General features: G+C 68.1%; 16 protein-coding genes and 2 pseudogenes. 7 read left to right on the top strand and 11 right to left on the bottom strand.

The features are described from left to right. Nucleotides 1-23 precede the first annotated feature (23 nt). On the top strand, nucleotides 24-806 hold the full coding sequence (locus WKC72_RS04145; RefSeq protein WP_370181821.1) for a Mut7-C RNAse domain-containing protein: 783 nt from the start codon (nucleotides 24-26) through the stop codon (nucleotides 804-806). Here WKC72_RS04145 and WKC72_RS04140 read toward each other — a convergent pair. From WKC72_RS04140 to WKC72_RS04130, 3 genes are all read right to left on the bottom strand, one after another. Further along, nucleotides 794-970 (bottom strand): hypothetical protein, encoded by a 177-nt coding sequence (locus tag WKC72_RS04140; protein WP_174484697.1) that lies wholly within the window; start codon nucleotides 968-970, stop codon nucleotides 794-796. The two genes, WKC72_RS04145 and WKC72_RS04140, sit on opposite strands and share 13 nt — an antisense overlap. Before the next feature lie 84 nt (nucleotides 971-1054). Beyond that, nucleotides 1055-1660, bottom strand: a complete 606-nt coding sequence (locus tag WKC72_RS04135; protein WP_037234829.1) for a YqgE/AlgH family protein — start codon at nucleotides 1658-1660, stop codon at nucleotides 1055-1057. A gap of 67 nt (nucleotides 1661-1727) precedes the next feature. After that, a complete protein-coding gene (locus WKC72_RS04130; protein ID WP_268788691.1) occupies nucleotides 1728-2423 on the bottom strand; it encodes a TetR/AcrR family transcriptional regulator in 696 nt (231 codons plus the stop codon). Nucleotides 2424-2568: 145 nt separating this feature from the next. Here WKC72_RS04130 and WKC72_RS04125 point away from each other — a divergent pair, with 145 nt between their 5' ends. After that, nucleotides 2569-3510, top strand: a complete 942-nt coding sequence (locus WKC72_RS04125; RefSeq protein ID WP_370181818.1) for an NAD-dependent epimerase/dehydratase family protein — start codon at nucleotides 2569-2571, stop codon at nucleotides 3508-3510. 10 nt (nucleotides 3511-3520) lie between these two features. Continuing rightward, nucleotides 3521-4819 (top strand): MFS transporter, encoded by a 1299-nt coding sequence (locus tag WKC72_RS04120; RefSeq protein ID WP_037234836.1) that lies wholly within the window; start codon nucleotides 3521-3523, stop codon nucleotides 4817-4819. Between the two features lie 23 nt (nucleotides 4820-4842). On the opposite strand, the gene WKC72_RS04115 is transcribed toward WKC72_RS04120, so the two are convergent. Further along, nucleotides 4843-5253: a PaaI family thioesterase gene (locus WKC72_RS04115; RefSeq protein WP_009476716.1), complete on the bottom strand. Its 411-nt coding sequence runs from the start codon at nucleotides 5251-5253 to the stop codon at nucleotides 4843-4845. Nucleotides 5254-5414: 161 nt separating this feature from the next. Next, nucleotides 5415-5663, bottom strand: a pseudogene (locus WKC72_RS04110) (hypothetical protein); the annotation flags it as partial. A gap of 798 nt (nucleotides 5664-6461) precedes the next feature. On the opposite strand from WKC72_RS04110, the gene WKC72_RS04105 reads away from it, so the two are divergent. Both WKC72_RS04105 and WKC72_RS04100 read left to right on the top strand, forming a co-directional pair. Continuing rightward, complete coding sequence (locus WKC72_RS04105; RefSeq protein WP_011596741.1) at nucleotides 6462-7619, top strand: IS30 family transposase; 1158 nt, start codon at nucleotides 6462-6464, stop codon at nucleotides 7617-7619. Nucleotides 7620-7630: 11 nt separating this feature from the next. Further along, nucleotides 7631-8641 (top strand): annotated as a pseudogene (locus WKC72_RS04100) (DUF4185 domain-containing protein); the annotation flags it as partial. Nucleotides 8642-8662: 21 nt separating this feature from the next. On the opposite strand, the gene WKC72_RS04095 reads toward WKC72_RS04100, so the two are convergent. From WKC72_RS04095 to WKC72_RS04070, 6 genes are all read right to left on the bottom strand, one after another. After that, nucleotides 8663-9739: a sulfate/molybdate ABC transporter ATP-binding protein gene (locus tag WKC72_RS04095; protein WP_370181817.1), complete on the bottom strand. Its 1077-nt coding sequence runs from the start codon at nucleotides 9737-9739 to the stop codon at nucleotides 8663-8665. Further along, nucleotides 9736-10542, bottom strand: coding sequence for an ABC transporter permease (locus WKC72_RS04090; RefSeq protein ID WP_370181816.1), 807 nt, complete (start codon nucleotides 10540-10542; stop codon nucleotides 9736-9738). Before WKC72_RS04090 ends, WKC72_RS04095 begins: the two co-directional genes overlap by 4 nt. Beyond that, the gene (gene modA / locus WKC72_RS04085; protein WP_370181815.1) at nucleotides 10539-11348 is read right to left on the bottom strand and encodes a molybdate ABC transporter substrate-binding protein; all 810 of its coding nucleotides are present in this window, start codon (nucleotides 11346-11348) and stop codon (nucleotides 10539-10541) included. The genes WKC72_RS04090 and modA overlap by 4 nt, the downstream gene beginning before the upstream one ends. Beyond that, entirely contained in the window at nucleotides 11345-11749 is a 405-nt protein-coding gene (locus tag WKC72_RS04080) for a molybdopterin-binding protein (protein ID WP_037234851.1), read from the bottom strand. The genes modA and WKC72_RS04080 overlap by 4 nt, the downstream gene beginning before the upstream one ends. 86 nt (nucleotides 11750-11835) lie before the next feature. Continuing rightward, on the bottom strand, nucleotides 11836-15975 hold the full coding sequence (locus WKC72_RS04075) for a molybdopterin-dependent oxidoreductase (RefSeq protein WP_370181814.1): 4140 nt from the start codon (nucleotides 15973-15975) through the stop codon (nucleotides 11836-11838). A 257-nt stretch (nucleotides 15976-16232) separates the two neighbouring features. Beyond that, nucleotides 16233-17684: a CCA tRNA nucleotidyltransferase gene (locus WKC72_RS04070; protein WP_370181813.1), complete on the bottom strand. Its 1452-nt coding sequence runs from the start codon at nucleotides 17682-17684 to the stop codon at nucleotides 16233-16235. A 149-nt stretch (nucleotides 17685-17833) separates the two neighbouring features. Here WKC72_RS04070 and WKC72_RS04065 point away from each other — a divergent pair, with 149 nt between their 5' ends. Beyond that, nucleotides 17834-18409, top strand: coding sequence for an NUDIX hydrolase (locus tag WKC72_RS04065; protein WP_063748242.1), 576 nt, complete (start codon nucleotides 17834-17836; stop codon nucleotides 18407-18409). 2 nt (nucleotides 18410-18411) lie between these two features. Beyond that, nucleotides 18412-20802 carry a DUF6049 family protein gene (locus WKC72_RS04060; protein WP_370181812.1) on the top strand — a complete coding sequence of 797 codons (2391 nt, stop codon included), beginning with the start codon at nucleotides 18412-18414 and terminating at the stop codon, nucleotides 20800-20802. The last annotated feature ends 87 nt before the right edge of the window (nucleotides 20803-20889 follow it).

Raw genomic sequence — 20889 nt, 5'->3', positions numbered from 1 at the left:
GTACTGTGGCATGAGGACGTGAAATGCCGATGCCCGAGCCACTTCGTCACTGCGAGTTCCGCTTCTACGAGGAGCTGAACGACTTTCTGCCGCCGGTACGGCGGAAGCACACCTTCGAGCACGAGTTCGACGGCACACCGTCGGTGAAGGACCGGATCGAGGCGCTGGGCGTACCGCACACCGAGGTGGACCTGATCCTCGTCGACGAGGTGTCGGTCGATTTCGGGCACCTGCTGCGCGGCGGCGAACGCGTCGCGGTGTACCCGATGTTCGAGCGACTCGATCTGACCGGGGTCACGAAACTGCGTCCCCAACCGTTGCGGGACCCGACGTTCGTGCTCGACGTGCATCTCGGCCGTCTCGCCCGCTACCTTCGCCTGCTCGGCTTCGACACCCGCTACCGCAACGACTTCGCCGACCAGGAACTGGTGGACATCTCCCTGTCCGAGCATCGCATCGTCCTGACCCGGGACACGGGCCTACTCAAGCGGTCGGCACTCACTCACGGCGCGTTCCTGCACGAAACGGACCCCCGCCGGCAGTTGCGGGAAGTGCTGGACCGCTTCGACCTTCGGTCGCGGATCTCGCCGTTCACGCGGTGCGCGCGATGCAACGGGCTTCTCGCGCCGGTTCCCCGTGCCGAGGGGCTCGCCGAGGCACCACCGGGCGTCGCGGGCAACGAACACCAGTTCAGTCGGTGCCGGGACTGTGCGCAGCTGTACTGGCCGGGCAGCCATCTTCCGAAGCTGCGCCGACGCCTGTCGGAGGTCGGGGTGACGCTCGAGGTGGATTCTCAGGATGCGTGACGCAGCTGCTCGGCGAACTCCGCCGAGCACACGCAGTCGCCGAATTCGTCGCAGTCGATGATCAGTGCGTGCCGGACCTCGGACAACTCGACGCACGACTCGTCCGTGCACTCTGCTCCGTAGAGCGTGTGCACGATCAATGTTCCGTGACAGGTGTCGATCACGTGTGCTGTCCTCCTCACTTCTCGTTCCCCACCTCTGTTGATACCACCCGTCCCCGACAGTGCAGGGACGTGCGCGGGGTGTGTCTAGTTGCGCTCGACGTCGATCGGGTGAGTGGCGAGCAGGGCGAGGGGGAGTGGCTGCCGACGCAGCACCTGGGCCCACACGTCGACCCGGGCGGGAGCGACCACGTCCGACGCGAGCGCCGAGATGACGATCCAGTCGTCGCGCTGGAGTTCCGAGTCGAGCTGGCCGTACGTCCAGCCCGAGTAGCCGGCGAAGATGCGGACACCCTCCACCAGCGGGGCGATGACCTCGGGGTCGGAGTCGAGATCCACCATCACCACGCGGCCGTGGACCCGGCGCAGGCCCTCGACCCCGTCGGCCTGCGCGCCGGTGCGCAGCGTCGCCAGGCACAGTGCGGCGTCACGTTTGACGGGACCGCCGACGTACAGCGCGGACGGGCGCGCGGCTAGCGGTGCCCACTGTGGCAGCACGTCGTGCACCGCGGTTTCGCTGGGACGGTTGATGACCACGCCGAGGCTGCCGGCGTCGTTGTGCTCGATCACATAGATCACGGTGCGACGGAATGCGGGTTCGACGAGATCTGTGGACGAGACCAACAGGCTGCCGGGCCGGACCACCGGTTCCGTCGACGCCGTTCGATCTTCGGGTTCTTCTGCGTGCGCCACCTGAACATCATCCCACCGAGGCGGACGCGATGTGACGGAGGACGCGACCTGCGTCCGGTTCGCCGCTTTACGCCGCCGGCAGCCCCGCCGTCTCGGCCAGGACCGCGAGGTGGTGCTCGAACAGTGCGCCCGGTGTGGTGAACGTGTCGGCGCCGTACTGCCCGAACACCTCGAAGTTGACCGCCCCGAACAGCGCCGACCAGACCAGGACGCCGCGGGCGAGCAGATGGTCGGGTGTGGTGAGTCCGAGTTCGGCGCGGATGCGGTCGAGGTCTGCGGCGAGTGCGTCGTCGATGGGCGCGGCCGCGTCCGCCTCGAGCTCGCCCTTCTGGAACGCGTTGTCGAAGATCCCGACGAGGGCGTAGATGACCCGCGTCCCCGGAGTCGTGGTCTGCTCCCCGGGCGCGTGGTAGCCGGGAACCGGGCTGCCGAACAGCAATCCGTAGCGGGCGGGCTCGCGGAGCGCCCACTCGCGCACCGCGCGGCCGAGCGCCAGGAACTGTTCCCGCGGTTCGGCTGCGGACGCCACGGCCGCTTCCGCGGCGTCGCCGAGTTCGTTGTATCCGTCGACGACGAGCAAGGTCAGCAGCTCGTCGCGGCTCTTGACGTACCGGTAGACGGCGGACGACACCACGCCGAGGTCCCGCGCGACGGCCCTCAGCGACAGGGCGGCGGCACCGACCGCGGCCAGGTGTTCGCGTCCGATCCTCGTGATGTCCTGCAACGTCTGCTCGCGTGCGCGCTCTCGTGGTGTTCCTGGCATGGGACCCAGCGTGACGATTCCAGAGAGCGGTGTCAACAAACGAGAGCTCTGCTCTTGACAATGACGACAGGGGAGAGCATGCTCGAATCAGACAGAGAGCAGTGCTCTCGAATTACCGAAATCGACTCACACAGCAGGAGCGGACATGTCGAACATCGAGATCGTCACCGGAGCAGGACCCGTCGGCTGGACAGTCGCTCAGCAGCTCGCCGAACAGGGACGACAGGTGCGGGTCCTCACGCGATCGGGCAGCGGCCCGGACCATCCCCTGATCGAGCGGCGGAAGGTCGACGTCTCCGACGCCGACGCACTGCGTGAGGCATTCGACGGAGCGGTCGCCGTCTATCACTGCATCCACGCCGCCTACAGCGCCGACGCGTGGGAGCGCGAACTCCCCGCCGCCGAGCGCGTCGTCCTCGAGGCCGCCGGACACGTCGGCGCCGTCGTCGTGTTCCCCGAGAGCCTCTACTCCTACGACACGTCGCAGCAGCCGATGACCGAGCACACGCCCCGGTCGGCCGACTCGGGCAAGCGCGGCATCCGGACCCGCTTGCTGAAGGCCCGCGCCGAGTCCCCCACCCCCACCGTGAGCGTCGTCGCGTCCGACTTCTTCGGACCGCAGGTGCGCAACGCGCACGCCGGCGAACGCATGGTGCCCGTCGTCCTCGCGGGCAAGACGATGCGCGTCCTCGGTTCCGCCGACCTGCCCCACTCGTTCACGTACGTTCCCGACTTCGCGGCCGCGATGATCGCCGCCGCCCACGACCCCACGCTGTGGAACTCGGTGCTGCACGCACCGACAGCGCCGGCCGTCACCCAGCGGCAGATGGTCGAGGCCTACGCGAAGGCCGCCGGGGTTCCCGCGCCGAAGGTGGGCACACTGCCCGGCTGGGTGATCCGCGGCGGCGGGCTCGTGCACCAGGGGAGCCGCGAACTGGCGGAGATGCTGTACCAGTTCGAGGAGCCGTTCGTGATGGACTCGTCCGAGAGCGAGGCCCGGCTCGGACTGGCCCCGACGCCGCTGGACCGCGCCGCCGAGGAGACCGTCCGGTGGTGGCAGGACAGGTCGGTCGCGGCCGCCGGATAGGGTCCTGTGAATGGCGAAACAGCTCGGCGACCGGCGCGAGGCGTGGCGCAGAACGGCGTACACCCTCCGGCGGTCGCCCGGGCTGGCCCGCCTCGCGACGGTGCGATTCGCCAGTCAGCTGGGCGACGGCATGTTCCAGACGGCACTCGGCGGCGCGATTCTGTTCAACCCGGAGCGCGCAACGGATCCCGTCACGATCGCCGCCGGTTTCGCGGTACTGCTGCTCCCGTACTCGGTGATCGGACCGTACGCGGGCGCGCTCCTCGACCGCTGGGACCGCCGCGCCGTGCTGCTGTGGGCGAATGTTCTGCGCGGACTGCTGATACTGGTGACGGCCGTCTTGCTGGAGACCGGGACCGGTGAGTCCGCGCTCCTCCTCCTCGCCCTCGCCGCCATCGGCGTGAGCCGGTTCGTTCTCGCGGGAGTCTCGGCGGCGCTGCCGCGAGTGGTGCACCGGTCCTGGCTCGTGGCCACCAATTCGGTGCTCGCCACCGCCGGCTCCGTCGTCGCCGCACTCGGAGCCGCGACGGCGGTCGCGATCATCTCCCTCGTCGGCGCCGGCGACCGCGGCTCGGGAATCGCCGTCGCGACCGCCGCCTGCGGTTCCGCGGTGGCCGCGTTCGCGGCGTCGCGCTTCCACCATCGACTGCTGGGTCCGCACGCCGACGAGAAACCTGCATACGGGGCGGTCCGCGCCGTCGCCGCCGGACTGCGGAACGGGGCGGTCGCCGTGTGGCAGTCCCCGGGCGTCACGACCGCGATGATCGGAATAGGTACGCACCGGATCGTTTTCGGGGTCAACACGCTGATCATGGTTCTGGTGCTCCGCGACACCGCCACCGTCAGCGCCCTGCCGGGCGGCCTGGCCGGGTTCGGCGTCGCCGTCGGCGCCACCGCCGGGGGCATGCTGCTTGCGGCGATCTCGACACCGTTCCTGATTCCGCGCGTCGGACGGTCCCGCACCATCGTCGGCGGTCTGATCCTCGCCCTCGTCGTGCAGTGCACGCTCGTCGCGACGCTCACGCAGGCGTCGCTGCTGTGCGGCGCGCTCCTCCTCGGATTCGCCGGGCAGTCCATCAAACTCACCGGAGACGCGGCGATGCAGATCGAGATCGAGGACGACCGCCGGGGGCAGGTGTTCGCGCTGCAGGACACGGTGTTCAACGTGGCCTTCATCGCGTCGATCGCCGCGGCCTCCCTCGTGATCGCCCCCGACGGCCGGTCACTCGGATTGGTGCTTGCGGGCGGCGCGGTCTACGGACTCGGACTGCTCGGCGTCCTGTTCAACTCCCGACGCGAATCCGTCTGAGAGCGGACCTGTCTGAGGACCGGCTACTTCGACCCCGGCATGGGCACGTTCTGCAGTCGGACCTGACCGCGAGCCACCTCCTTGCCGGTGTCGGTCGCGGTGATCACCACCGACCACAACTGCTGCACCCGGCCCTGCTGGATGGGCACCGCGACCACGTCGACCCGCCCCTCGGTGCGGGCCCGCAGGAAGTCGGTGCCGTTGTGCACGCCCACCGCGAACTCACCACGGTCGGCGACGGCGGTACTCGCGCCGATGCTCGCGGCCGATTCGACCGCCGTCGTGTAGACGCCGCCGTGCACCACGCCCCACGGTGTGTGATGGTCGGCGGACAGATCGATGTGGCCGACGACCTTCGTTCCCGACACCTCGTCGAGTTCCAGGCCGGCAGCGGCCACGAAGGCGCTCGCCGCCTCCCGCGTCAGATCGGTCATGGTGGGTTCTCCTCGAACACTCGGTCAGTTTGAAATCCCAACCCACCTTGCCCGGCTTCGGCCCTGACGTCAATGGCTTCAGCAGTGCCGATCACCGGATCGGGGCGCCACGTATGCACCGCCGCGATCACCGGTGGCTCGGCCATCGTCATCTCGACATTCCACGTCCCGTTGCCGGACGGGTCGGTGAAGTAGCGGGCCTCGCCGTCGGCGTCGTAGTCGAGCACCGACCGATCGGCCACGCCGTCTCCGTCTGAATCCCACATCGCGTCGTCGAGGAGGCCGTCGCCATCGAAATCCAAGCGCACGGCGTCGACACCTCCGGACGGCCCCAGGTCGAGATCGGCGGGTGACGTCCACGCCGTCGGGGCCTCGGCGCCGGTTCCGAACGAATACTCGAGAGAATCCATATGAAGGTAAGACGCAGCGGAATCGGATCCGGTTCCATCTGCGCCCGATCAAATTCTCCACTGCGACAGTGAGACCGCACTGTGACCGGACGTGCCGGGCTCGTGCGCGGAGGATGCCGTCGCCCGGTGTTATCTTCAACCCGAACGTGCAGGTCGGTCCACCAATCACTCCGACCACCGATCTGGAGGGGTCCCGTGGTCGAGAAGTCATGGTCTGTGGCCGGAGTGCCGCTGTGCGTCGCCGCCGTCGTGGCCGCGACGATCGGCTTCACCGCCGCCCCTGCCGCGGCCGACACCCTTCCGTGGCTGCCGGTGAACGCCTGCGGCGAGACCGGGTTCAACCCGGCCAAGGAACCTCCGAGTCCGGGCGGCGGCCCACTGCTTCCGTCCATTCCCCCGAGCGTGAGCATCCCGATCCCGTACCCCGACTTCGTGCCGGTGCCGGTCCCCGGGCCGACCGCCGATCAGACGCGGGTCGCCCAGGACCTTCCCGCCGACCCGTGCGCGGATCCGTGCCCCGACCTCACCGATCCGGTCGACGAACCGGAGGCGGAGCCCGGGTCCTCGGGTTCTGCAGGCTCTTCCGGATCCGCGGGGTCCTCGGGTTCGTCCGGCTCCAGTGCGCTGACCATCCCGAAGATCTCGATCGATCCGCGTCCCGAAACCATTCCCATCCCCGTTCCCGGCGGCCCCGGCCCCGAACCGCAGCCGGCGCCTCCCGTCGAGATCAACCCGGCCGAACGGGGTTCCTTGGGTTCGTGCGGTGATCGCAACACCACTGATCAAAGGGTGTTGCACATGGCGAAATATTCTCATCGGATGGTTCCGGAGATCTTTCAGACGTTCTGGTCGGGGATGGCGGCGGGTGAGTTCATCACGGGCGCGGCCGAGGCGGCCGGCTCGTATCGCAAACAGGGTGCTCGGTGGCTTGCGGCCTGTGGTGGGGTGCGTCCCCGGCGTGGCCGCAACCTCAAGGGCCGGTGTTTGACGTTCGCGGAGCGGGAAGAGATCGCCATCGGCATCGCCGCAGGTCACACGCTTCGTGAGATCGCGAAAGCCTTGAACCGGAGTCCGTCGACGATCTCACGCGAGATCGCCCGCAATTGTGAGCCGTCCGGGCGGTACCGAGCCAGATCGGCTCACGCAGCCGCCTACCATCGGGCCTCGCGGCCCAAGCCGTCCAAGCTCGCCATCAATCCGTCGCTGCGCGAGACGGTCGAGAAATCCCTGACCGAGCGCCACTCACCCGAGCAGATCGCGGGCCGCCTCCGACTCGATTTCCCCGACGATCCACAGATGCGGGTGAGCACCGAGACCATCTACCAATCGCTCTACCAACCCTCCCGCGGCGGACTCGAACACACCCTCACTCGATCGTTGCGGACCGGACGTGGGCTGCGCCGACCCAGTCGGAAGGCCGGCCAGCGCAAGAATCGGATCCCCGATATGGCCAACATCGCGGACCGCCCCAAAGACGTGAAAGACCGTGCAGTACCGGGACATTGGGAGGGTGATCTCATTGTCGGCAAACGGAATCTGAGCGCGATCGGCACACTCGTCGAACGTTCGACCGGCACCGTCATGCTCGTTCATCTGCCCGACGGATACAAGCCCGAGCAGACCGCGCCCGCGTTGACCGAACAGCTCGAGACGCTGCCCACGAGCCTGCGCCGGACCCTGACGTGGGACCAGGGTTCGGAGATGCGGGACTGGAAGAGCGTCAGCGCGGCCACCGGGATCGACATCTACTTCTGTGATCCACACGCACCCTGGCAGCGCGGGACCAACGAGAATACGAACGGCATTCTCCGTCAGTACTTCCCCAAAGGTTCGGACCTGAGTGTGCACTCGAAAGCAGACCTGGAGTGGGTCTCACGGCAACTCAATGAGCGCCCCCGGAAACGGCTAGAATTTCGCACACCCATCGAAGAGATGGAACGACTGCTGTTGCGATGACCGCCAGAATCCGCCGTTCCCTCACCGCACCCGTGGCGAAGCCGGAGGTCGGCGACGTCCGGCTGGTGTCGCAGCTGACAGGCCGCGGTTCGGAGAACCGCACGGACAAGCGCTGGCAGGTCGACGGCACCGACCTCGGCATCACCTGGGAGACGAAGCCCGGTGAGGTCGCGGTCGCGTTCGGCGACACGTTCGGCAAGGACTGGGCTCCGCCCGGCGCGTTCGGCGAGGACTGGCGGAGCAACGTTCTCGGCCACAGCACCGACACCGACCTGTCCGACGGCATGACCATCGACAGCATGGTCCAGGACAGCCGGTGCCATGCCGCCGAGATCATCGACAGCAGGCACATCAACAACTTCGAGACCACCACCATCCCCACGTCGGGGTTCGCGATCGGCGACCGTCAGTACCTCAGCTACATGTCGGTGAAGCGCTGGAGCATGGTCCCCGGCATGTGGTACACGAACTACGGCGGCATCGCCTACTCCGACGACAACGGGCAGACCTGGACCAAGGACCAGCACGCCAAGTGGGACAACATCTTCGGCGCCCGATTCCAGGTGTCCGCGATGGTGCCGCAGGGCGACTACGTGTACATGTTCGGCACCCCCAACGGGCGGATCGGCACCATCGGCCTGGCCCGGGTGCCGGTCGATCAGGTCTTGAACACCACGTCGTACCAGTACTGGTCGGACGGCACGTGGACCCCGGTGTCCCAGCACCTCGCGACCCCCGTCGTCGGCGGGGTGGCCAGCGAACTGTCCGTCCGCTACGACGCGACCGCGGACACGTGGCTGATGAGCTACCTCGAGCCCGTCGGCGGCTCGATCATCCTGCGGCAGTCGTCGAGCCCGCAGGGTGCGTGGTCGGACGGCGCGACGCTCGTCGACACGGCCGACTACCCGATGGCGTACGGCGGCTTCATGCATCCGTGGTCGACGGACAGGGATCTGTATTTCACGATCTCGGAGTGGGACAGCTACAACGTCTACCTGATGCACGCGTCCCTGCACCCGTGAGTACTTGTCAACCGCCCGCGGTTAACAAGTACGCACGGCATGGAGGGCGACCTCGGTGGCCTTGACGACGAAGAACACGTCCAGCCCCGGCACCAGATCGAGTTCCGCGACGGACGCCGCCGTCACGTCGGCGCTGAGTTCGAACCGGCCTCCGGCTTCGGCGCGCACCCGGACCGTCGGCCCGCGGACCTCGATTTCCGAGATGGACACCCGGAAGACGTTGCGCGGACTGCCTTCCGGAGAGCGGCGGTGGACTGCCACCGAATGGGGAGCGAACACCGCGACCGCCGGCGCGCCCGGCACGAAATCGGCATCGGGCAGACCGTGCAGCCGAACACCGGTCTCGGTCTCGAAGCCGTCCTGCGCCCCGAACACGGGAACGAGGTTGAGCCCGGCGATCCGCGCGGCGAACGCACTGCGGGGACGCGTCAGCACGTCACGCACCGAACCGAATTCGACGACCTGACCGCCCTCGACGACGATCACGCGGTCGGCCAGCGCCAGCGCGTCCAGGATGTCGTGGGTGACCACGACCGCTGTCCGGTTCCCTTCCCGCAGCACCCGCCTGAGCAGTACGCGCAGGGCGGGCGCTGCGGCCACGTCGAGGGCCGCCATGGGTTCGTCGAGCAGGAGGGCCTGGGGCTCCGCCGCGAGGGCCCGGGCCACCGCGACCCGCTGCGCCTGCCCCCCGGACAGCTCGTGCGGACGGCGGTCGGCGAACTGCGTCGCATCCACTGCGTCCAGCCATTTCTCGGCGATCGCCCGCGCCTCACGACGTCCCCGGCCGGCACTGCGCGGGGCGAACGCCACATTGGTGGCCACCGTCAGATGCGGGAACAACAGCGCCTGCTGCGCGAGCAACGCGATACCGCGCCGGTGCGGCGGCACTGCCACACCCCGGGTGGTGTCGGTGAGCACCCGACCGTTCAGTTCGACCCGCCCGGCATCCGGCCGCACCAGGCCCGCGACCACCGAGAGTGCCGTCGATTTGCCGGCACCGTTCGGACCGAGCACCGCCAGCACCTCGCCCTCGCCGAGGTCGAACCCCACGTCGACGCCACGCGCATCCACCCGCGCCTCGACGCTCAGGCCGGTCATACTGCGGCCCTCGACGTCCAGCCCCGCGAACCCACCACGATGAGCACCGCGACCACGACCAGCACCAGCGACAACGCCACCGCTGCATCGGCGTCGGTTTCGCGCTGCAGGTAGATCTCGAGCGGCAGAGTTCGCGTGACGCCCTGCAGACTTCCCGCGAACGTCAGCGTGGCCCCGAACTCGCCGAGCGCCCGCGCGAACGACAACACCGCCCCGGATACCAGGCCGGGCAGCACCAGCGGAAGCGTCACCCGCCGGAAGACGGTGGTGGGGCTCGCACCGAGCGTCGCGGCCGCGTGCTCGTACCGGCTGCCTGCGGTCCGGAGCGACCCTTCGAGGCTCACCACCAGGAAGGGCAGCGCGACGAACGTCTGCGCGAGCACCACGGCCGTGGTGGTGAACGCGATGTGGATACCCGCGACCTCGAGGTGCTGCCCGATCAGGCCCTTTCGGCCGAACGTGTACAGGAGGGCGATACCCCCGACCACCGGTGGAAGCACCAGCGGCAGGAGCACCAGCGACCGCAGCACGTGCAGTCCACGAAAACTGCTGCGCGACAGCACAGCCGCCATCGGGACACCCAGCAGGACGCACAGCACGGTACTGAGGGCGGCGGTGCGCAGGCTCAGTTCCAGTGCGGCGAGCGAGGATTCCGATGTGACCAGCTGAAAGAACCGCGACCAGTCGACGCTCGCCAGCATCGCGAACAGCGGCAGGACGACGAACAGTCCGCCCAGTGCCGCCGGGACGAAGATCCAGCCCGGAAGTCCGGACGGGACTCTGACGCGCGCCGCCCGGATCACGGCTGGGCGAATCCTGCCTTCGCCAGCACTGCCTGACCGTCGGGTCCCGTGACGAGGTCGACGAAGCCCCGCGCCGCGTCCGGTGCCTTCGACGCGGACAGCGTCGCAATCGGATAGGTGTTCACTGCCTGCGCGGCCTCGGGGAAGGCCACGGCTGTCACCTTGTCGCCCGCGCTCGCCGCGTCCGTGACGTACACGAGCCCGGCGTCGGCCTGTCCGGCCGTCACCTTGTTCAGCACGTCGGTGACCGACGACTCCTCGCTGACCGGGGTGAGGTCGACGCCCGACGCGGTCTCGACCTTCTGCGTCGCGGAACCGCACGGAACCTGCGGGGCGCACGTGACCACCAGCGTCCCCTCGCGGTTCAGATCCGCGAAGGAGGTGATGCCCTTGGGGTTTCCGGGTGCCGTCACGATGGTCAGCGTGTTGGTGGCGAAGTCGACGGGACTGCCCTCGACGAGCCCGGCGTCGACCACCTTCGTCATGTTGTTGGTGTCGGCGGACGCGAACACGTCGGCCGAGGCGCCCTGGTCGAGTTGTGCGGCGAGGTCGGAGGATCCCGCGAAGCTGAACTCCACGTGGGATCCGGGGTTCGCGGTCTCGTACATCTGGCCGAGTTCCGTGAACGTGCCCTTCAGCGACGCCGCGGCGAACACCGTGATGTCGGTACCCGACGCGGCCGCCGACGTCGACTCGGCCGAACCCGGGGCACTGCTGTCCTCGTTCGACCCGCAGCCGGTGAGAAGACCGAGACCGAGTGCGGCCGCAGCAGCCCCCGTCGTGGCCCTGCGCCAGGACATCTTCATGAAACTCCTCCAGGTGTTTCGACGATCACCGTGGTCGACTTGACGACGGCTACCGCGACCTTGCCGGGCTCGAGCCCGAGGTCGCGGACGGCTTCACTGCTCATCAGGGAGACGACGCGGAAAGGCCCGCATTGCATCTCGACCTGGGCCATCACCTTGTCCATCACCACCGAGGTCACGATGCCGGTGAATCGGTTGCGCGCCGAGGACTCCGATCCGAGCAGATCGGGCGACTTCGACGCGTTGGCGCGCGCGAACTCGGCGAGCGCGGGGCCGTCGACGACCTTGCGCCCCGACTCGTCCTTCTCCGCCGCGAGACTGCCGTTGTCGATCCACCGCCGGACGGTGTCGTCGCTGACGCCGAGCAGTTCTGCGGCCTGTCGTATCCGGATACCCGTCATCCGAGAATTGTCCGCGCATGCGTCATGACCGACATCCTATGTCGGCAAATACGGACCGATCAAGTGCAGTACTCCGCAGATGCGGATCAGTACACGTCCCGCACGTAGCGCTTGTCAGTCGCGAGCTGCTTCATGTACAGCTCGGCATCCTCCTCGTCCAGGCGCCCGTGGGTGCGGACGACCTCACGGACCGTCTCGTCCACGTCCTTCGCCATGCGGCTGGCGTCGCCGCAGACGTACAGGGACGCGCCCTCCTGCATCCAGCCCCACAGCTTGGCGCCGTGCTCGCGAATGCGGTCCTGCACATAGATCTTCTGCCGCTGGTCCCGGGAGAACGCCGCATCGAGGTGGGTGAGAAATCCGTCGCGGTGCATAGCTTCCATCTCCTCGCGGTAGTAGAAGTCGGTAGCCTCGTGCTGCTCACCGAAGAACATCCAGTTCTTGCCCGTGTGACCCAATTCCCGTCGTTCGTGCAGGAATCCGCGGAACGGAGCGATACCGGTGCCGGGACCGACCATGATCATCGGCGCATCGGCGACCTGCGGGGGCCGGAAGTGCGCCGACTTCTGCACGAAGATCGGCACGTCGGCCTCGTCGCAGTGATCGGCGAGGAACGTCGAACAGACCCCGGAGCGGTTCTTGCCCTCATGGTTGTAGCGCACCGCGGAGACGGTCAGCTGCACCTCACCCGGGTCCACCTTGGGACTCGACGAGATCGAATACAACCGCGGCTGCAGGCGCTTGAGGACACTCAGCCACTCGTCGGCGTCGGCGTCCACCCCGTACTCCGCCAGCACGTCCATCGACTGCCGCCCCCACAACCACTGCTGGAGCGCGATCTTGTTCTGCGGGCGCAGCAGCCGCGCCAGCTCGGTGTCCTGGGTGCGGCTCTGCACGAACCGCAGCAGCTCGGGAGTCACCTTCGTGATCTCGAGCTTCGTGCGCAACGCCTCGCGCAGCGTCATCTCCGGCAGGTCCGGCAACGTGACGGGGGTGTCCGGGATCGATCGGGTGACCTTCAGCCACTCGTCGACGACGGCGTCGCTGTTGGTCGGCCAGACACCGAGAGCGTCGCCCGCCTCGTAGGAGAACTCCGCATCGCTCACCTCGAAACCGAACTGCCGCACGTCCTTCGACGATCCCGCCGCGCTGAGCGGAATGTTCTTCGTCAACCGCGTGATCAACGGCGACTTCCGTGTGAACGTCGCCGCCTTCTTCGCCGCGGGCCTGGCCGGCGCGGGTGCGGCCACGGCGGCACCGTCGGCGGCCGCGCGCTCCCGGACCAGATTCTGGACCTGCGTCAGCCACTGACGTGCCTGCTCCTCGTAATCCGGTTCGCAATCGACACGCTCGGTGAGGCGCTTCGCCTCCAGCTGCTCCAGCCGGGCGTCGATCCGCTTGCCGTGCCCGCAGAAGTCGTCGTAGTTGGAATCGCCGAAAGCCAGTACCGCGTACCGGGTCTGCGACAGCTTCGGGGCCTCGTCGCTGCTGAGCGCCGACCAGAAGCTGCTGCCGTTGTCGGGGGCGTCGCCGTCCCCGAACGTGCTGGTGATGATCAGGAGGTCGCGGACGTCGGCGAGGCCCGCGACGTCGTAGTCGTCCATGCTCATCAGGCGGGTGCCGTGCCCGGCCGCCTCGAGTTGTTCGGCGCATTCGGCGGCGAACTCCTCGGCGTTGCCGGTCTGCGACGCCCACACCACCACCACCGGGTGCTGGACCGATTCAGTGTTCGCGGAGTTCGCGTCCGGCACCACGGCACTCTGCGGAACGTCGGACCGGGAGAACAGCCCCGCCATCAGACCGTCCAGCCACACCCGTTTGGACCCGGAGATCGGCGCGCTCCGCGGTAGGACCGGAACGCCCTGGATCTCGGTGGACTGCAGCCCCGACAGCAGGCCGGCGAGGTACATGCGTTCGTGTTCGTCGAAGGTGGGCGAAGCCGAGTCGTCCAGGCCCAGGATGCGACTCATCTCGGCGGCGGGCGAACTATGCGCGAGGGTGAGCGCTCCGCCGGTCTCCGGGACCTCCGGCGCCGACACCGGGGCCACCCGGGTCAGGGAGACGGCGCACGCCTTGAACTCCGGCTGGAAGGACGTGGGATCGACGGCGTCGTTGGTGACGGCGTTGATGCTGAGGTACTCACCGAACGAGTCGTTCCAGTGGAACGGGGCGAAACACCCTCCGGCGAGGACGCGGTCGCTCACGACGGCGGGAAGCACCGCGCGGCCGCGCCGGGACGCCACCTCCACCTTGTCGCCGTCGGCGATCGAAAGTTTCTGCGCATCAGCCGGATTGATCTCGACGAACGGGCCGGAGTTCAGCTTGTTGAGCTTGGCCACCTTGCCGGTCTTCGTCATCGTGTGCCACTGGTGCTGCAGGCGACCGGTGTTGAGGACGAAGGGATAGTCGTCGTCGGGCATCTCCGCGGGCAGCATGTGCGGGCGCGGGAAGAATGCGGCCTTGCCGCTGGCGGTGGCGAACGCGAGCCGGGGGAGTGAACCGTCGGGAGCCGACAGCAGGTTCTGGCTCACACCGTCGTTGAGGTAGCGGAGGGGATTGCGATCGGTGCGGTTGCCGGGCGGGCTCGGCCACTGCACCGGCGTCTCCCGCAGCCGGTCGTAGGAAATGCCGCGAAGGTCGTAGCCGGTCTTGGGATTCCAGGTGCGCTTGATCTCCTCGAACACGTCCTCCGAGGAGTCGTAGGTGAACGCGTCCGCATACCCCATCTCGCAGGCGACACGGGCGATGATCTGCCAGTCGGGCAGCGCCTGGCCGACCGGATCGACGGCCTGCTGCAACAGGGTGAGGTTGCGCTCGGAGTTGATCATCACCGAATCCGACTCCGCCCACAGCGCCCCCGGCAGCAGGATGTCGGCGTAACCGTTGGTCTCGGTATCGAGGAAGACGTCCTGCGTGATCACCAGCTCGGCGGCCTCGAGGCCCTCGATCACGGTCCGCCGGTTCGCCACGGTGGCAACGGGATTGGTGCAGATGATCCAGCAGGCCTTGATGTCACCCGCGACCATCCGCTCGAACATGTCGACGGTCCCGGTGCCGACCTCCGTGCGGATGCTGCCCTCCGGCAGTTCCCACAGATCCTCGATGAATGCCCGGTCGTCGGCGGCGAGTACCGACCGCTGCCCCGGCAGGCCGGGACCCATGTACCCCATCTCGCGGCCACCCATCGCATTGGGCTGGCCGGTGAGGGAGAACGGGCCGCTGCCCGGACGGCAGATCGCACCGGTGGCCAGGTGCAGGTTGCAGATCGCGTTGGTGTTCCACGTGCCGTGGGTGCTCTGGTTGAGGCCCATCGTCCAGCAGCTCATCCAGTTCCCGGCCTCACCGATCCACTGGGCGGCCTGACGGATGTCGGATTCGGGGATGCCGGTGATGTCCGCGACCTTCTCGGGGGTGTACTCCTCGAGGAATTCCGGCATCACCTCCCAGCCCTCGGTGAACTCGGCGATGAACTCGGGGTCGGTGTGCCCGTTCTGCACGAGGAGGTGCAGCAGGCCGTTGAGCAGCGCGAGGTCGGTGCCGGGCGTGATCTGCATGAACAGGTTCGACTTGTCGGCGGTCGCGTTGCGGCGCGGGTCGACCACGATCAGCTTGGCCCCGGCCTTGACGCGGTCCATCATCCGGAGGAACAGGATCGGGTGACAGTCCGCCATGTTGGCGCCGATCACGAAGAACACGTCGGCCTTGTCGAAGTCCTGATACGAGCCGGGCGGGCCGTCCGCGCCCAGCGACTGCTTGTAGCCGGTGCCCGCACTGGCCATGCACAGCCGCGAGTTCGACTCGATCTGGTTGGTGCCGACAAAGCCCTTCGCGAGCTTGGTGATGAGGTATTGCGCCTCGATGGACATCTGACCGGAGACGTAGAAGGACAGGGCGTCCGGTCCGTGCTCGTCGAGTTGTTCCTTCAGCCGGCGGGCGGTCTCGCTGATGGCGGCGCCCACGTCGATCGAGGTGGGCGCCTCCCCCCGCTCGTCGCGGACGTACCCGGATTCCATTCGGCCACCGGCCACCAGCATCTCGGCGCTCGTCGCACCCTTGGTGCACAGCCGCCCGAAGTTGGTGGGATGGTCCTTGTCGCCGGACGCCTTGAGCACGCGGCGCGCACCGGTCTCGGGATCGACCCCGACCTCGAGCACCATGCCGCAGCCGACACCGCAGTACGAGCAGGCGGTCTTCACTGTGGAAGTCCCGGCTTTCTGCTGCTGCATCGACTAGCTCCTCACCTGCACGGTCGCAGCCTGTCCACCCGGCTCACGACCTGTATCAATGCTGCCGTGAACCGTGTTTCGTCGGGATTAACCCCCGTGAGCGTTCGGTGACGTCTCTCGCACCCGGCCCCGGGCACGGTGGTGATGTCGGCAGGCAGAAACGACCAGATCGTGTGACCGTCGTCACTTCAGGTGAGTGGCCGCCCGAAAGCGGAGTAAGCAGATGACGACGTCGACCCGCGCGGATCGACGATCGATCAGCCCTGCTGCGTGGCCCACCACGACAGCAGTTCGGCCTCGGCGTCGTCACGACTGAGGGGACCGCGATCGAGCCGGAGCTCCTTGAGGTACTTCCACGCCCTCCCGACGTCGGGGCCCGCGGGAATGCCGAGCAGCTCCATGATCGCGTTACCGTCGAGGTCGGGGCGCACCCGTGCGAGGTCTTCCTGCTCGGCGAGCCGAGCGATCCGCTCCTCGATGTCGTCGTACGTCGCCTGCAGGGCGGCCGCCCGCCGCTTGTTGCGGGTGGTGCAATCGGCGCGGACCAATTTGTGCAGCCGCGGCAGCAGGGGCCCGGCATCCGTCACGTACCGGCGCACGGCGGAATCGGTCCACTGACCCTTGCCGTAGCCGTGGAACCGCAGGTGGAGGAACACCAGCTGCGAGACGTCGTCGACCATCTGCTTCGAATACTTCAGAGCCCGCATCCGCTTGCGGACCATCTTCGCGCCGACCACCTCGTGGTGGTGGAAGCTCACGCCGCCGCCCGGCTCGTTGCGCTTCGTGTCCGGTTTACCGATGTCGTGCAGCAGCGCCGCCCACCGCAGCACCAGGTCGGGGTCGCCGTCCTCGAGGTCGACCGCCTGCTTCAGCACGGTCAGCGAGTGCCAGTACACGTCCTTGTGCTGGTGGTGCTCGTCGATCTCGAGCTTCATCTGCGGCACCTCGGGCAGGACGAAGTCGGCGAGACCCGTCTCGCACATCACGTTCATGCCGTCGATGGGGAACTCGCCGAGAATCAGCTTGTCGAGTTCGGCCCGCACACGTTCGGCCGTGATCCGCTCGATCTGCGGTGCCATGTCGACAATGGCTTGATGCACACGCTCGTGCAGGATGAATCCCAGCTGGGACACGAACCGCGCGGCCCGCAACATGCGCAGCGGATCGTCGTTGAAGGAGTTCTCCGGCGCCGACGGCGTGTCCAGCACCCCGGCCAGCAGCGCGTCCATGCCGCTCAGCGGGTCGACGAACTCCTGCGAGCCGTCCGCACCGATGCGCACGGCCATCGCGTTGACCGTGAAATCGCGCCGCACCAGGTCGTCCTCGAGCTTCGTCCCGAACTGGACGACGGGATTGCGCGACACCCGGTCGTAGGTGTCGGCCCGATACGTCGTGATCTCGATCTGCTGGCCCGCCTTGGCGGCACTGATCGTCCCGAACTCGATGCCCGTGTCCCACTGGTTGTCGGCCCAGCCGGACAGCAGTTTCTGCACCTGCTCCGGGTGGGCGTCGGTGGTGAAGTCGAGGTCGGTGCCGAGGCGGCCCAGGATCGCGTCCCGGACACTGCCCCCCACCAGGTACAACTCGTGACCGGCGGCAGCGAACCTCTCACCGAGCGGCGTCAGGACTTCGGACAGCTCGCGCAGCGTCACGGCGGCGCCGGCAAGCAGTCGCGTACGGCGCTCGTCGTCGAGAGAAGGGGCAGTCACGTCCAGGAAGCTTACCGAGGTGCGCAAATAGCGGGATACGCATACACGCTGTCACCTCCCCGTTCGGTTCACCACAGGTGTGTCACGAAGCGTCTCGGTTCGGGTGCGGCGTTCCGGTGGAGACGGCAAAGCCAACTACTATCGATGGGGTGTCTGCTGCCGAACGTGCGAACAGGAGTCGCCGCAACTCGCGGCGGCGCGGCGCCGTCGGCAAACCCGCGAAACCCCACATGAGGACGGTTCGCGAAACCTCGGCGGGCGGACTGGTCGTCAACGGTCTCGGCGGACCGCGGGAGAATCTGTACGCCGCGCTGATCGGACGCACCGACCGCCGCGGGCGGCTGCTGTGGTCGCTGCCCAAGGGACACATCGAGCAGGGTGAGACCGCCGAACAGACCGCGATGCGTGAGGTCGAGGAAGAGACCGGCATCCAGGGCACCGTCCTCGCGTCGCTCGGCAGCATCGACTACTGGTTCGTCACCGAAGGCCGGCGGGTCCACAAGACCGTCCACCACTATCTGCTGAGATTCCTCGGTGGGGAACTGTCGGACGAAGACGTGGAAGTCACCGAGGTAGCGTGGGTGCCGCTCGCCGAGCTGGGATCACGCCTGGCCTACGCAGACGAACGGAAACTCGCAGAAATCGCCGGTGACTTGATCTCCAAGATGACTACCACCCCGACCGCGCCCGACCTGAAGCTCCAGAAGGGGCCAGACGCCGGATGAGGATGGCTTTGCGTCGGGTCGGTGCCGTGACGTTGACCGCACTCGCGGTCGTTCTCGCTCCCACCAGCACCGTGGTGGCGGCGGCCCAGGACCCGGTGCCCCCCGAGAGCGCCGGGACACAGACGGTCGACGAGGACCCCGAGTTTCTCGAACTGCACATCGACAACGTCACCCCGTCCACGGTCACCACCACCAGCGACCCCTTCGTCACCGTCACAGGCTCGGTGAAGAACATCGGCGACCGCACGGTCCGCGACGTCAGCGTGCGCTTGCAGCGCGCTCCCGCCGTCGCGAGCAGCGAAGGCCTCCGCACGTCCCTCACCCTCGATCAGTCCCGGTACGACACGGTCGGCATGTTCGACACGGTCGCGAGCCGCCTCGACGAAGGGCAGAGCAAGCAGTTCACGCTGTCGCTGCCATTGCGGTCCGACACCGACATCTCCCTCGACATCACCGAACCCGGCGTGTATCCGCTGATGGTGAACGTGAACGGCACCCCCGAGTACGGCGGGGCCGCGCGCCTCGACGACGCCCGTTTCCTGCTCCCCGTGTTCGGGGTCCCCGGCAGTCCGGCCGTGCCCCCGGACATCTCCAGTCCTGTCGCCGTCACCATGCTGTGGCCGCTCGCCGACCGGCCCCGGCTCGCGGCGGGGGTGCCCGGCTCCGTCACCGAACCGGTCCGTCTCGTCGACGACGACCTCGCGACCTCGCTCGCGGACGGCGGCCGGCTCGACGAACTGCTGGGCGCTGCGGAGTTCGCCACCCGGGAGAGCGTCGACCGCGACCACACGCTCCGCGACAGTCTGTGCCTGGCCGTCGACCCGGACCTGCTGATCACCGTCGAAAACATGACCCGCGGATATCTGGTGGTGGACGACCCGTCCGATCCCACCGGTTCCGCGCACGAGGGCGCCGGTAAGGATGCCGCGTCGGCGTGGCTCGACCGCGCCCGGTCGCTGGCCGCGTCCATGTGCACCACATCGGTGCCGTTCGCGCAGGCCGACCTGTCCGCGATCACCGAGGTCGCGAACCCGGACCTCACCGCGACCGCCGTCGAAGCCCCCGCGGACATCGTCGACAACGTTCTGGGTGTCACGTCGCTGCGCAATTTCGTGTGGAGCGACGCCGGCGTGCTCGACGACGCGACGGCGCAGATGCTCCGCGGAGACGAGGCGACCACCACGCTCGTGGCCGCGAATTCCATCGACACGACCACACCCCGCGACAGCGCCCACGTCATCGAGGCGACACCGCCGCCCGCTCCCGTTCCCGCGAACGGGGAGACGACCCCGGCGGCCACCGAGACGCCCACGGCCACCGGAAGCGTCGACGCGCTGCTGTTCGATCCGTCCGTCGGCACGGCACTCGCCGCCATGGGGACGACACCGCAAACTCCCTCCTACACCCCCGAACGCGCGCGGTACGACCTCTCGGACGATTCCCAGACCGCACGACTGCAGGACGCACTCGGTGCGGTGTCGTGGTCTGCCCTCGAACCCGGGGCCGCACGGGCCGCAGGCACGCCCCGATCGCTGATGGTGGTGCCGCCGCAGCTGTGGACGGCCGGCGCCGAGGACGCGAAGACGCTGCTGTCCACGGTGTCCTCGCTGATGCGCTCGGGGCTGGCGACGCCCAGACCGCTGTCCGCGATGCTGGGCCGTCAGCCCGGATCACCGGAGCTCGCGAGCTTGGAGTACCCGGATCAGGCCGCCGAGGACGGCGTCCCCGCCCATATCCGCGACGCCGCCGCCACGCAGACGCCGCGGATCGAGGCACTGAACGCTGCTCTGGTCGACGACCCGCAGGCCCCGCTCACCCCGGAGCGATTCACGGCACCGCTGCGCGAGGACCTCCTGCGCTCCATGAGCCTCGCGCATCGCCGCGACGACGAACGGCGGTCCGCGGAAGAGGCGTCCGACGTGCGCGCCGACGAGGTGGCCGAAACCATGGACGACCTGTTCGGGGCCGTCACCGTCGTGTCGCCGGGCGGCGTCTACACGCTGGCGTCGGAACAGAGCCCGTTGCTGCTGGTGGCCAGGAACGACCTGCCGGTCGGAATCACCGTCCGTCTCCAGGTGGATGCGCCTACGGGGATGACCATCACCGACATCGGCCCCACCACGCTGCCTCCGCGCGGCAGTCGCACCCTCACCGTTCCCACCGAGGCCAACGACTCCCGCAAGCTCGTCGTCAAATTCTCTCTGACCACCGCCGATGGACAGCAACTGGGAGAGCCGACCAGCGTGACGGTACGGTCCAACGCGTACGGGCAGGCGTTGGCGATACTGACAGCATGCGCGGGTGCTCTGCTGCTGTTCCTCGCCGGCCGCCGGCTGTGGCATCGATTCCGCGGCCAGCCGGATCCAGCTGACGAAGGGTACGAACGTTCATGACCGGGAACTTGCCCAGTAGGGGCCAGAGGCTTCCCGATCGCTCCCATCCCCGGGTCGCACCGTGGGAACGGGACCACTGGGCTCGGG

The organism is Rhodococcus wratislaviensis (assembly GCF_041228765.1).
GTDB classification, from domain to species: domain Bacteria; phylum Actinomycetota; class Actinomycetes; order Mycobacteriales; family Mycobacteriaceae; genus Rhodococcus_F; species Rhodococcus_F wratislaviensis.
Note: the sequence above shows the minus strand (reverse complement) of the source record. Positions and strands in the feature narration are given on the sequence as shown.